Genomic DNA, 13,342 nt, shown 5'->3' on the forward strand with positions numbered 1-13,342 from the left:
CTGGGTTGCCGCGCAGAAGGGTGCGGCGTGGCCTCAGACAATCAATGCCAGCAGGCTGTGGCGCTGTGGGTCGGGCCGATCCCCCTGGGTTGCCGCCGGCGTCTTGGCGCTGAGACCGGCGAGCAAAAGCGGCAGGGGTGTCTCGGGCACCAGGGCCAGCTTCAGGGTGAGCCCTTCGTAAGGTGACGGCTCCGCCGGGGGCGGCGGCAGGACCGGCGCTTCGGCCCCGGGCCAGGGGTTCCGGGCGAGGTCGTCAAGAACGGTCAACACATCCCCACGCCACCGGGTGACCGCTGCGCCGTCGGGCCAAGGCCAGGAGGGGACGGGCCACTGGGCCAGCACCACGGTTGCGGGAAAGCGGTCGGTCAGCAGGTCCCACGCGGCCGGGCTGCCCGTCAGCAAAACGGCATCGCTTGGGGGCGCCTGCAGCGCCAGCCATGCCCAGGCGGCAAGGCGCTCGGCGGTCATGTGGGCGCCCGGGTCGGGTGCCGGCGCCGGCCGCCGGGAAGCCCCCGGCGGCAGCTTTTCATAATCGCCCAGCTCCCGCAGCATGGCCTGCTGACGGTCGTCGATGGCCGTCAGCGCCTGGTGCAGCTCGTGCTGCTGGCGGTCAAAGGCCTGGGCCATCTGAAGAAAGACCCGTGCCTGGAAAAGGGCGTCGGCGGGGTCGGGGTCGTGTTTGGCGCCGGCGCCCTGCCCCAGGATCTCCGCGCGCAGTTTCAGGGGCGACTGGTCGTCGAAAAAGGGAATCTCCTCCTGGCGCCCTTTGAAGCGCCCCAGGTCGCCGCCCCCGCGAAGTTCGGCCCACTGCCGATACTCCTGCAAGAGGACGCCCAGGCGGTCTTCATCGCCCTGAACCGGGATGCGGATTTCCAGCGCGCCGCGGTCGACCCAGGCCTGCAGGTCGCCCGTGGGCTCCAGGCGCGACGGGCGGTAGAGCAGCAGGCGCTCAAAAACGGTTGTGGCAGCCGCCAGAAGCGGCTGCGAAATATCGGTGAAGGGGAAAAAGGTCGCTTTCATAATCCTCCAGAAGAAGGGCTGAGGCCTCGGCCGGACCGGCCAGCGGCTGTCATCCGTTCGGGGGCAGCTTGCCGTCCCGGACCGTCACGCCGCGGCGCCGGAGCTCCTCCCGCAGGCGGTCGGCTTCCGCCCAGTTGCGGTTGCGGCGGGCGGTTTCGCGGTCCGCCATCAGGCGCTGGATTTGGGGGTCGGCCAGCACGTCGGTGAAATCGAAGATCTGCAGCACCGCGTCGATGCTTTTGAAGGCCTCCAGGATTTTGGCGGCGTCCTCTGCGCCGATCCGGTTTTGGTAGATCAGGATGTTGATCCGCTTGACATTGCGGAACAGCGAGGCCGCGGCCAGGGCCATGTTGAGGTCGTCGTCGAGGGCGCTGACAAAGCCCTGGCGGATGTCGTAAAGCAGCTGGTCGCGCTCGGCGAAGGGCGGCCCGCCCTGGACGTTGAGCAGGTTCTGGACGCAGGCATCCAGCCGCCGCAGGGCCTGCCGGGCATCGGCGATGCGTTCGTCGGAAAAGACCAGGGGTTTGCGGTAGTGGCCCGAAAGCAGCCAGTAGCGAATCTCGCGGCCCGTATAGCCCTGGGCGATCAGGGTCGCCAGGGTCGGACCGGCGCTGCGGGCGTCGGCCTTTTTGCCGTCGGCCAGGACCCCCTCGCAGAGGGCCCAGTAGCTGGCCAAAGGCCGGCCGGTGAGCGCCCTGGCGATGGCGATTTCGTTTTCGTGGTGCGGGAAGGCCAGTTCGCGGCTGCTGGCATGGAGGTCATAGCCCTCGCCGAAATACTTCATCGCCATCGCGATGCGCTGAATGTGCCAGGAGGGCCGAACGTTGCCCCACTCGGTTTTGGTGTACAGCCCGCGCTTGAGTTCCGAGAGCCGGGAGCGCTTGAAGAGGGTGAAATCGCGGGGGTTGTCCTTTTCATACTCGTCCAGGTCGACGGTGGCGCCCAGGCGGATTTTGTTGATGTCGATGCCCGAGAAATGGCCGTAATCGGTGGCCCGGGCGATGTTGAAGTAAAGCGAGCGCAGTTTTTCGTAGGCGAAGCCCTTGGAGACCAGCTTCTGGGCCAGGGCGACCATCTCATCGGTGTGCTCGCTGGCGCGCGGGTAAAGGTCCGCGGGCTTGACGCCCAGACAGGCCAGGTCTTCCTTGAAGGCCGCGATGTGACCATCGGTAAAAGAGATCAGGTCGCTGCCGGCCTGCTCCGAGCCCGCGATGGTCTTGTCGTCCAGGTCGGTGATGTTGACCAGGTGGCGGACCTCGTAGCCCCGGAAGGCCAGGTAGCGGGCCAGCAGATCGGCGAAGACAAAGCGCCGGCACTCCCCCAGGTGCATCCGCGCGTGGGCCGTGGGGCCGCAGGTGAACATCGAAACCTTGCCGGGCAGGCGCGGCACGAAGCCCTCCTTGCTGTGGGTCAAGGTGTTGAAGAGCTTGAAGGCCACCTTCTCGCGCTCGGCGAAGAGGGGGGTGCTGAGGTAGCGCTCGCCGCTGTCGGGGAAGATCACCACGATCAGGCCCTCGCGCATGGCCGCGGCCTCCCGGGCGGCGATGGCCATCGCCGCCCCGCTGCTCATCCCCACGAAGATGCCCTCCTCGCGCGCCAGGCGGCGGGTCATCTCGAAGGCCTCCTCGTCGTCGATGTTGACCTTTTTATCCAGCCTGTTTTTTTCGTAGATTTCGGGGCAATAGGCCTCCTTCATGTTCTTCAGGCCCTGGATCTTGTGGCCCAGGTAAGGCTCGACGCCGACGATTTCGATGGCGGGGTTGTACTCCTTGAGGCGCCGCGAGAGGCCCATCAGGGTGCCGGTGGTGCCCATGGTGGCCACCACCATGGTGACCTTGCCGTCGGTCTGGCGCCAGATTTCAGGCGCCGTGCCCTGGTAGTGGGCCCTCCAGTTGGCCTCGGTGTTGTACTGGTCGGCCATGTAGTAGCGCTCCGGGTTCTCCCGGGCCAGGCGGTAGACTTCCTCGATGGCGCCGTCGGTGCCCAGATGCCCTGGGGTCAGGAGGATCTCGGCGCCCCGCGCCCGCAGGATCTTCTTGCGCTCCTCGCTGGCGGCCTCGGACATGGCCAGCAGCAGCCGGTAGCCCTTGACCGAACAGACCAGCGCCAGGCCGATGCCGGTGTTGCCGCTGGTGGCCTCCAGGATGGTCTTCTCGGGGGTCAGCTCCCCGGATTCCTCGCCCGCCGTGATCATCGCAAGGGCCGCGCGGTCCTTGATGGAGCCGCCGGGGTTGAAGTATTCCAGCTTGGCCAGGATCGTGACCCGGGGGTTGGGATTGAGGTGGCGGATCTCCACCAGCGGCGTGTTGCCGATGGTGTCGAGAATTGAAAAAGCCATGTTGGCGTGTCCTTGGTTGACGGCTATCGTGAAACGGCGGCGCCTGGGGTCGGCAGGCGTTTTAAGCGTCCGGTCAGAATATCGAAAATGGCCTGCCGCACGGCCGCCTCGCTTTGGCCGGCGTCGACGACGGCGAAGCGCTCGGGGGCTTCGGCGGCCAGTTCCAGGTAGCCGGCGCGCACCTTGCGGTGAAAGGCCAGGGCCTCCTTTTCGAAGCGCGACTCGCCGGCGCCGCGCGAGCCGCTATCCAGCTGGTGCCAGGCGCGGCGCAGGCCCACCGCCGGATCCAGGTCCAGCAGGAGGGTCAGGTCGGGTCGCAGCCCGCCCAGCAGCAGATCGTGCAGGGTCTGGATCAGGCGTCGGTCCAGGCCGCGGGCATAACCCTGGTAGACCAGGGTGGCGTCGAAAAAGCGGTCGCAGAGCACCGTCTGCCCGGCGTCCAGGGCCGGAACGACGACCTCCTGGACGTGCTGGACGCGGTCGGCGGTGTAGAGCAGCAGCTCGGCCCCCGGCGCCAGGTGGCGGTGGTCGGGGTCCAGCAGAATCGCGCGCAGTTTCTCGCCGATGCGGGTGCCGCCGGGCTCTCGCGTCTGCAGGCAGGTCCGGCCGCGTTCTTCCAGAAACCGGGCGATGTGGGCCATCTGGGTGGTCTTGCCGGAGCCTTCGATGCCTTCGAGGGTGATGAACATGCCCTGTTTTCGCTTTCCGCGGTTTTCTCGCCGGGCCCCTTGCGGGCGCTGCGCGAATCAGCCCGCCTGGGGGTGTTTGCCGGTGTAAAAATGGCGCCCCAGCAGCCGGTGGTAGGCGGTCCAGGTCTTCTGGGAGGGGTCGCTGTTGATGAAGTCGCGGATCCCGTTGATCTTGGAGTCCATCTCGTCGATGTAGTTGAGCAGCACGGCCTCGATGGTCTTGGGCGGCTCGGGGGAGCCCAGCTCGCGGGCGCCGTGGTGGCTGACGATCATGTGCTTCAAGAGGTTGGCCTGCTCGACGGGAAAGTCGGGCACCTCGCGGATCTTGGCCGCCACGATTTCCAGGCCGATGACGATGTGGCTGAGCAGCCGGCCCTCGTCGGAATAGTCGATGGCCACCTGGTAGTCGAACTCCCGGATTTTGCCGATGTCGTGAAAAATGGCGCCCACCAGCAAGAGGTCGCGGTCCACGCCGCTGTAGTGCTGGGCGATCTTATCGGCCAGAAGCGCCATGGACAGCGAGTGCTCCAAAAGCCCCCCGATGTAGGCGTGGTGCATGTTTTTGGCCGCGGGGGCGGTTTTGAAGAGTCGCACGAATTCGGCGTCCTGCCAGAAGGCCGCCACCAGGGCCTTGAGCCAGGGGGTTTCCAGGCTTTGGGTGAGCAGGCAGAGGCGCTCGAACATCCGCTCCGGGTCCCGCTGGCCGGTGGGCAGGAAATCCGCCGGGGTGACATTCTCCGCCGGGCAGGGCTTGATCGACTTGACCACCAGCTGCAGGCTGCCCTTGTACTCGCCGACGCTGCCCTTGACGGCGACAAAATCCCCCGCCGCCACCGTCGGGGCCAGCTCCTCGACGCGGTCCCAGAGAACGCCCTTGATGCTGCCGCTGCGGTCGGAGAAGGTCGCGTTGAGGTAGGGGTTGCCGTCGCGCTTCTGGTAAAGGGCTTTCTCGGCCAGAACGAACACGTCGTCCACCGCTTCGCCGGCCTTGAGCTTTTCGACAAACTGGCGCTTCATGGGGCACCTTTCGCAGGTTGGGGCGCAACCGGCCTCAGCCGAAGGCCAGGGGCCAGGCCCTGAGGTTCTCCAGCAGGTCGTAGGCGGTCATGTCGCATTTCAGCGGGCAGATCGTGACGAAGTTGTGATCCAGGGCGCCGCCGTCCACCTCGGGGTCGTCGTAGCCGGTCTGCGGGTCGCAGCCCTGCCAGAAATAGACCCGCTCACGGGGATCGGTGCGTTTTTCGAAGGCGTCGCTGAATACGCCGATGCCCTGTCGGCTGATGCGCACCCCGGCCACTTCTCCCAGCGGCAGGTCGGGCAGGTTGACGTTTAGAAAGGTGCCGCCGGGAAGCCCCTTTTTCAGGACCATCTCGGCCAGACGGGCGATAAAACCGGCGGCGGCGTCATAGTGCCGCGGCGCGTGGCTGTTGACCGAAACCGCGATGGCTGGCAGGCCCAGCAGGGCGGCTTCCTTGGCGGCCGATACCGTGCCCGAGTAGTTGAGGTTGATCCCCACGTTGGCCCCCGGGTTGATGCCGGCGATCACCAGGTCCGGCCGGCGTTCCAGGAGCTCCAGAACCCCCAGTTTGACGCAGTCCGCGGGGGTACCGCTGACGGCGTAGCCGCACATCCCGTCGGGGCTGCGGTGGTGGGTCAGTCGCAGCGGCTTGTGCAGGGTGATGCTGTGGCTGACCGCGCTGCGCTCGCGCTCGGGGGCCACAACCGTCGCCGCGTAATCCCGCGCCAAGCGCCGGTAGAGCGCCCACAGGCCCTCGGCCTGAATGCCGTCATCGTTGGTCAACAAGAGGTTCATCTTTTTCCCGGCGGCTGTCTGCAGGACGCCAACGGGCGCCCCTGGTCCGGCCGCCCGCGGCCGTTTTGGAACTTCATCTTGATTTTTCAACCAAATTAAAATTATACTTCATATTCCGCCCGGGTTCAACAGGTTATCCGTTCCTTTCTTGCCGTGGGTAAAATCGCCGCGAAGGGCCGCCGCCAGGGGCTGTGCCGGCCCCCCAACTGGATCCAGATGAGCGCAATCGACAGGTCGGGTCAAAGATCAGCGGGCCTCGGCCCCCGGAGAGGATCCAGGGCTGCCCCGCGCGCGGTTAGGCTGCTGGCCGCCGCGTTGTTGCTGGTCCTGGCTGCCGGCGGGGCCGCGGCCCGGCAGCCGTTGACCGACGACCCCGACCAGCCCTGGCACATCACCGCCGATGAGATCAGCTACGACGACCGGCTGCAGGTCTACATCGCCCGCGGCAACGTCGACATCACCAAGCTGGATCGCCGCCTGAAGGCCGATTTCGCCCGCTTCGACTACCTGAACATGCTAGCCGAGGCTTCCGGCAACGTCGTCATGACCGTGGGTCAGGACGTCCTCAGCGGCAACCGCATGGAGATGGACCTGCGCACCGAGACCGGTACGGTTTACGGGGGCGGCCTGTTCGTCGAGGAAAAACATTTTCTGATCACCGGGCAGACCATCCAGAAAGTCGGCCCGCGGGATTTCAAGGTCGCAAGGGCGAGCCTGACCAGCTGCGACGGCGACCCGCCTGCCTGGAAGATCACCGGCCGCAACCTCAAGGTCACCCTCGAGGGCTACGGCTTCGTCACGCACCCCGTCCTGTGGGTCCGCAACGTGCCGGTGTTCTATGCCCCGTTTATGGTCTTTCCAGTCAAGCAAAAGCGTCAGAGCGGGTTGCTGACCCCCGAGGCGGCGATTTCCGACCGTCTGGGAACGCAATACGTGCAGCCCCTCTACTGGGCCATCAACGACAGCAGCGACGCCACCCTTTACGTCGATTACATGTCCGACCGGGGGGTCAAGACCGGTGCGGAGTATCGCTACATGCTGGATGAATTCTCCAAGGGGGTGGCGATGTACGACTTCCTGGAGGACCGCAAGGTGGATGACGGCAGCGGCAGTTCCAGTGAGGATTATGGCTACACCGACGACAACTACCTGCGCACCAATTCGGACCGCTACTGGTTTCGCATGAAGGCTAACCAGGCGCTGCCCCAAGATTTCTTCGCCAGGCTAGACCTGGATTTCGTCAGCGACCAGGACTACCTGAAGGAGTTCCAGGACGGCTATGCCGGCTACACCCGGAGCGACCGGATGTTCGAGCGCTTTTTCGGGCGCGACCTGGATGACAAGGACGACACCATCCGCAGCAACAGCCTCAACATCAACCGGGTCTGGTCGCGCTACAGCTTCAATGCCCTGACCAACTGGGAGGACGATGTCATCGCCCGGACCCAGGACAAACAAAACACCGCCGAGAGCACCCTGCCGGCCATCGGCCTCAACGGAGCGCGCCAGCCGCTGCCGGGTTCCCCGCTCTACTTCGATTTCGCCACCAGTTACTTTCACAACTACACCGAGGACGCCGACCGCAACCAGCGCTTGGACGCCTACCCCCGTTTTTACTGGCCTTTTCGCTGGCAGCGCTACCTGGCATTGGAGCCCTCAGTCGGCCTGCGCCAAACCCTCTGGTACATCGACCGCTTCGACGATGGCAGCAGCGAGAATGACCGCACCCTGAGCCGCGAGCTCTACGACCTGCGGCTGGACCTCTCCACCGACATCTTCAAGATTTACAAGACCGACCTGGGGGGGCTCGATCGCATCCGGCACACCCTCCGCCCCCAGGTGGTCTACAGCTTCATTCCCGACAGGGACAGCGAGCGCTTCCCCGATTTTGACCGCATCGACAAGATCCTGAAAAAAAACCAGGTGGCCTACTCCCTGACCAACACCCTGACCTCGCGTAAACCCAGGGCGCCGCGCGGGGAGGCCGCCGGCGATAGTCCGCCGGAGTTTGACTATCGCGAGTTTTTGCGCTTCAAGCTCGAGCAGAGGTACGACATCACCGAGGCCGATGAGGGCGACCCCTTGAAATTGCGCAATCAGGAGACCCTCAAACGGGAGCCGTTCTCACCTCTTTCGGGCCAATTGGAGTTTGTGCCGGGGCGCCACCTGGCTCTTCAGGCCGGTGCCGAGTGGTCCTTTTACGAGGACACCTTTCTCAGGCGCAACATCGCCGCCCGTCTGACGGATCTGCGGGGCGACCACCTGTTTTTCGAGCATCGCTTCACCGAGCTGTCTCTGCTGCGGGATCTTGAAACGGGCGATGTTACCAGAATCGACCGCAGTCAAACCCTATACGCCGATGCGGGCGTCCGCCTGGCCGACTGGCTGTGGGCCTACGGCGAATACGAGTACAACCTTGAAGACGAACTGGTGCAGCGCGCCGGCTTCGGGCTGGTTTACAGCGCCCAGTGCTGGTCCGCCGGTATCGGGTATCTGCAAAAGGATGAGGACCGCCAGATCGCTTTCATGGTCAGTCTGCGCGGTTTGGGGAGCCTGGGCGAAAAGGCCATAGGGCGTTCCATCCCAAGCCCGCTGGACTGGGATTAAGCGCCCAGTCGAGGATTCTGCCCGGTGCCTTTCGCGGCCCTGGGCCTTTTTTTGATTCGCGCAGGCCGGCCACGGTCGCGCCGGGAAAATGCGGCGGCCCGCAGATCACCCATCGACAAAGTCTTTGGAAAACACGCCATGCCATCATCGCAACTGGTCCGTTCCTGGTATGTGCTGCACACCAGGAGCCGTTTTGAAAATGTGGTCAACGACGGCCTGCTCAAAAAGTCGATCGAGGTCTTTCTGCCCCGGATCACCGTTCCCAGCACCCGCCGGGATCGCAAGCTCATGATCCGGGTGCCGCTTTTCCCGGGGTACATCTTCGTCCGCACCAACCTGGATCCCAACGAGCACCTGGAGATCGTGAAGACCATCGGGGCGGTGCGCCTTATCGGGACCAAAGATGGGCCCGTGCCGGTGGCGGCCGAAACCATCCAGTCGCTGCAGATCATGGTGGCCAGCGACCTTTCGATCGTCACCGGTAGCCGGCTGCGGCGCGGTGACCGGGTGATGGTGATCAACGGTCCGCTGGTGGGGCTGACCGGGGTGTTCGTCAGCTACCGGGGCAAGGGGCGGGTTGTGGTCAACGTGGACGCCCTGGGGCAGTTCGCCGGGGTGGAAGTCGCCGCCGAGGACGTGGAGAAAATTCCCCAAATACTGACATAACTGTTTGACATTTTAATAATTTTTTTTTATCTAGATAGATCGCCTGCCAGCGGGCAAAATCCGGGGAGGAGGGTTTATGAACAAATTGGAACTCATATCCGCCTTGAAAGACAATGCCAATATCTCCAAGGCCGAGGCGGCCAAGGTGGTGCAGCTGTTTTTCGACAGCATGGCCGATGCCATGGCCCGCGGAGAGCGGGTGGAGATCCGCGGTCTGTGCAGCTTCTTTGTCAAGGAGTACAAGAGCTACACCGGGCGCAACCCCAAAACCGGCGAAAAGGTCCTGATCAGCCCCAAGAAGCTGCCCTTTTTCAAATGCGGCAAAGAGCTCAAAGAGCGTGTGGACACCCTCGGGTGACCTGTTTTGTCTGGATTTGAAGCCCTCATAGGGCAGGAACGGGCCGTCGAGCGCCTGAAAGCCATGCTGCGCCGGGACGCCCTGCCCCATGCGTTGCTCTTCTGCGGCATCGAGGGGGTGGGCAAAGCCCAGGCGGCGCTGCTCTTGGCCATGGCGCTGAACTGCAGCGCCGCGGCCGGGGAGGGGCCCTGCGGGGCGTGTCGCACCTGTCGAAGCCTTGCGGCGGGTCAGCACCCCGATCTGCTTACGGTCGCCCCCGATGGGCCGCTGATCCGGGTGGCCCAGGTGCGTCAGCTCTGCGCCACCTTGGCCCTGAAGCCTTACGCGGCCCGCACGCGGGTGGTGATCATCAGGGATGCGCGCGCCATGAACCCCGAGGCTGCCAATGCCCTGTTGAAGGTGCTGGAGGAGCCGCCGGAGCGGACCCTGCTGATTTTACTGGCCACCCAAATGGGTGACCTGCTGCCGACGGTCGTCTCCCGCTGCCAGCAGCTGCGCTTCGGCCCGATTCCCCGACGGACGCTGCAGACCCTGCTGACCGAGGCACATGGAATCGCCCCGGATGCCGCCGCCTTTGCCGCCGCCGTCTCCGACGGCAGCCTGACGCGTGCGCTGCGCTGCAGCCAGGCCGACTGGCGCGCCCGCCGCAGCTGGCTGATCGCGGCCATCGGGCTGGACCGCCCCGAAACGCTGTCCAGTCGGCCGTTGGAGCTGCTGCTGGCGGTGGCCGAGAAACTGGCCGGGCGGAAAGACTGGATCCCCGAGGCGCTCGATCTGATCAATGCCTGGCTGCGCGACCTGTTGGTTTTTCGGCACACACCCGGCCGCCTGATCAACCAGGACCAGGCGGCGCTGGTGGGCCGGGCCGCGGGCCGGCTGCCGGATGAAGCCCTGTTGCAGCGCATCCAGGCGGTTGCCAGCGCCCAAAGGCAAATCGCCGCCAACCTCAATCCCCGCCTGGTGCTGGAGCGCTTGATGCTGCAGCTGGCGGGTCGCCTGCCGGCAGGGTCCGGGAGGCCCGGAAACCAATCCCCCCCAATATGAGTCGGCCCGCCGCCGGGTTTACCGCTATGAACTGTGATGCACCATGAAAAAAGTTGTCGGAATAAGATTCAAACCGGCCGGCAAGGTCTACGATTTTGACAGCGGCGCCTTCGTTCTCAAGCACGGTGACCGGGTCATCGTCGAGACCGAGCAGGGCCTGGGGTTCGGCACCGTCGCCACCCCGCCGGTGGCGCTGGCCGATGATGCCGTCGCCAAACCGCTCAAGAAGGTTTTCCGGCTGGCCAGCCCGGACGATTTCAAGCAGCGCGAGAGCAATCTCGAAACCCGCAAAAAGGCCCATGCCTTCTGCCTGCAATGCATCAAGAAGCTTAAACTCAAGATGAATCTGTTTCACGTTGAAAGCACTTTCGACGCCAGCAAGCTGACCTTCTTTTTCACCGCCGAGGACCGGGTGGATTTCCGGCAGCTGGTCAAGCTGCTCGTGCGCGAGTTCCGGGTCCGGATCGAAATGCGGCAGGTGGGCATTCGCAACCAGGCAAAGATGTGCGGCGGCATCGGCCGCTGCGGCCGGGAGCTGTGCTGTTCGCTTTTCATGGAAAAGTTCGAGCCCGTGGCCATCCGGATGGCCAAGGAACAGAACCTCTCCCTCAACCCCACCAAGATTTCGGGCCTGTGCGGGCGCTTGATGTGCTGCCTGACCTACGAAAACCCGGTCTACCACGAGCTGAGGAAGGGGTTTCCCAAAATCGGTAAAACGGTGGACTACAAAAACGGCAAGGCCAAGGTCATCCGCCACAACCTGCTCGGTCAGCGCTTGACCCTGCGGCTGCAGGACGGAACCGAAGTCGAGACGGCGCTTTCCCAGATCAATTGGGACGCGCCCAAGAAGAGCAAGGAGTAAGCGAATGGACAGGCCCTTTTACGTCACAACGCCGATCTACTACGTGAACGCCAGGCCGCACCTGGGGCATGCCTATACCACCATCGTGGCCGACGTGGCCTGTCGTTTCAACGCCATGCGGGGCAGGGAGACCTTTTTTCTGACCGGCACCGACGAGCACGGCGATAAAATCGTGCGCGCCGCCCGCAACGAAAACCTCAGCCCGCGGGCCTACGTGGACCAGATCAGCGAGCTCTTCAAGGCGCTCTGGCCGGAGCTCAACATCGGTTTCAACCGCTTTATCCGCACCACCGAACCCGGTCATATGGCGGTGGTGGAGCAGATCCTGCAGAAGATCTACGATGCCGGCGACATCTACTTCGCCGAGTACGAGGGCCTCTACTGCTTTGGCTGCGAGCGCTTCTACACCGAGCGCGAGCTGGTGGACGGCAAATGCCCGGACCACGACGCGGCCCCCGAGGTGATCAAGGAGGCCAACTATTTTTTCCGCATGGGCAAGTACCAGCAGTGGCTGATCGATCACATCCAGCGGCACCCGGATTTCATCCGGCCGGAGCGCTACCGCAACGAAGTGCTCGCCTTTCTGCGCGAGCCGCTGGAAGACCTCTGCATCTCACGGCCCAAGGCGCGGCTCAAATGGGGCATCAACCTGCCCTTTGACGACGGCTACGTCACCTACGTCTGGTTCGATGCCCTGATCAACTACGTCTCGGCGCTGGGCTACCCGGAGGGCGAGCTGTTCAAGAAATTCTGGCCGGTGGTCCAGCACGTCGTCGCCAAGGACATCCTCAAGCCCCACGGCATCTACTGGCCGATCATGCTCAAGGCCGCCGGCATCGACGTCTACCAGCACCTCAACGTGCACGGCTACTGGAACATCGACCAGAGCAAGATGTCCAAGAGCCTCGGCAACGTGGTCGAGCCCCTGGAGCTCAAGAATGTCTACGGGCTGGACGCCTTCCGCTATTTTCTGATGCGCGAGATGGTGTTCGGTTTGGATGCCAATTTTTCCGAGGACGCCCTGGTGCAGCGGATCAACTCCGATCTGGCCAACGACCTGGGAAACCTCTTCTCGCGCGTGGTCACGATGGTGCACAAATATTTCAAGGGCGTGGTCCCGGAAGTCGATCATGAAGCTGAAAAGGAGCTTCAGCCGGGGATCGCCGCCGAGGCCTCGCGGGTCATCGCGGAGTATGAAAGCGAGATGGAGAATTTCGTTTTCCACAAGGCGCTGACCGCCGTCTGGGAGTTTATCAACCAGCTCAATAAGTACATCGATGTCACCGCCCCGTGGGTGCTGGCCAAAAAAAAGGCGACCCACAAGCAGCTGGCCGCCGTGCTCTACAACCTTCTGGAGGGGCTGCGGGTCATTTCCGGTCTGATCTACCCGGTGATGCCCGATACCGCCCGGACCATGCAGCGCCACCTCGGGCTGGACCCCGACGCGCCTTTCTACCGGCTGGAGACCCTTTTGCAGTGGCGCTATCTGCCGGCGGGAACCCAGCTGCCCAAGGCGGTCGGACTTTTTCCGCGGATCGAACGCAAGAAGGACGACGCCCCCGGCGACGATGCCGCCGGCGAAGCGGCTGCCGGCGCGCCCCTCAAGCCGGAAATCACCATCGAGGAGTTTGCCAAGGTGGACCTGCGGGTGGGGACGGTCCTGCGGGTGGCGCCGGTGCCCAAGGCCAAGAAGCTGCTCCAGCTTGAAATCGATCTGGGGGAAAAGCGCACCGTCGTGGCCGGCATGGCCGCCAGCTACACGCCGGAGGAGCTGGTGGGCAAACAGGTGGTGGTGGTGGCCAATCTCAAGCCCGTCAAGCTGATGGGCGTGCTCTCCCGCGGCATGCTGCTGGCGGCCGTGGATGACGTCAGGGGGGCGGTCCTGACGGTGGACCGGCCCATGAAGCCCGGCAGCGGGGTGCGATAGCGCCGGCAGCCTTGAATT

General features: G+C 64.3%; 11 protein-coding genes. 6 read left to right on the plus strand and 5 right to left on the minus strand.

All coding sequences use genetic code 11. From position 1 onward, the window contains the following. Positions 1-33: 33 nt before the first annotated feature. Genes LJE63_04295 through surE form a run of 5 tightly spaced genes read right to left on the minus strand, consistent with a single transcriptional unit; the run spans position 34 to position 5,860 of the window. Positions 34-1,020, minus strand: a complete 987-nt coding sequence (locus LJE63_04295) for a hypothetical protein (GenBank protein ID MCG6905824.1) — start codon at positions 1,018-1,020, stop codon at positions 34-36. 49 nt (positions 1,021-1,069) lie between these two features. Continuing rightward, positions 1,070-3,358, minus strand: coding sequence for a cysteine synthase (locus tag LJE63_04300; GenBank protein MCG6905825.1), 2,289 nt, complete (start codon positions 3,356-3,358; stop codon positions 1,070-1,072). A gap of 23 nt (positions 3,359-3,381) precedes the next feature. Next, positions 3,382-4,047, minus strand: a complete 666-nt coding sequence (gene tmk / locus LJE63_04305; GenBank protein ID MCG6905826.1) for a dTMP kinase — start codon at positions 4,045-4,047, stop codon at positions 3,382-3,384. A 57-nt stretch (positions 4,048-4,104) separates the two neighbouring features. Beyond that, positions 4,105-5,064 carry an HD domain-containing protein gene (locus tag LJE63_04310; GenBank protein ID MCG6905827.1) on the minus strand — a complete coding sequence of 320 codons (960 nt, stop codon included), beginning with the start codon at positions 5,062-5,064 and terminating at the stop codon, positions 4,105-4,107. A gap of 34 nt (positions 5,065-5,098) precedes the next feature. Then, positions 5,099-5,860 carry a 5'/3'-nucleotidase SurE gene (gene surE, locus LJE63_04315; protein ID MCG6905828.1) on the minus strand — a complete coding sequence of 254 codons (762 nt, stop codon included), beginning with the start codon at positions 5,858-5,860 and terminating at the stop codon, positions 5,099-5,101. Between the two features lie 315 nt (positions 5,861-6,175). On the opposite strand from surE, the gene lptD reads away from it, so the two are divergent. The 6 genes from lptD to metG all read left to right on the plus strand — a co-directional run bounded on the left by lptD (position 6,176) and on the right by metG (position 13,324). Continuing rightward, entirely contained in the window at positions 6,176-8,467 is a 2,292-nt protein-coding gene (gene lptD / locus LJE63_04320) for an LPS assembly protein LptD (GenBank protein ID MCG6905829.1), read from the plus strand. Between the two features lie 138 nt (positions 8,468-8,605). After that, positions 8,606-9,133, plus strand: a complete 528-nt coding sequence (locus tag LJE63_04325) for a UpxY family transcription antiterminator (GenBank protein ID MCG6905830.1) — start codon at positions 8,606-8,608, stop codon at positions 9,131-9,133. A 76-nt stretch (positions 9,134-9,209) separates the two neighbouring features. Then, positions 9,210-9,491 carry an integration host factor subunit beta gene (locus tag LJE63_04330; GenBank protein ID MCG6905831.1) on the plus strand — a complete coding sequence of 94 codons (282 nt, stop codon included), beginning with the start codon at positions 9,210-9,212 and terminating at the stop codon, positions 9,489-9,491. A gap of 6 nt (positions 9,492-9,497) precedes the next feature. Beyond that, positions 9,498-10,535 carry a DNA polymerase III subunit delta' gene (gene holB, locus LJE63_04335; protein MCG6905832.1) on the plus strand — a complete coding sequence of 346 codons (1,038 nt, stop codon included), beginning with the start codon at positions 9,498-9,500 and terminating at the stop codon, positions 10,533-10,535. Between the two features lie 43 nt (positions 10,536-10,578). Continuing rightward, positions 10,579-11,397 carry a stage 0 sporulation family protein gene (locus LJE63_04340; protein ID MCG6905833.1) on the plus strand — a complete coding sequence of 273 codons (819 nt, stop codon included), beginning with the start codon at positions 10,579-10,581 and terminating at the stop codon, positions 11,395-11,397. Positions 11,398-11,401: 4 nt separating this feature from the next. Continuing rightward, positions 11,402-13,324 (plus strand): methionine--tRNA ligase, encoded by a 1,923-nt coding sequence (metG, locus tag LJE63_04345; GenBank protein MCG6905834.1) that lies wholly within the window; start codon positions 11,402-11,404, stop codon positions 13,322-13,324. Positions 13,325-13,342 lie beyond the last annotated feature (18 nt).

Source organism: Desulfobacteraceae bacterium, from assembly GCA_022340425.1.
Taxonomy (GTDB): domain Bacteria; phylum Desulfobacterota; class Desulfobacteria; order Desulfobacterales; family JAABRJ01; genus JAABRJ01.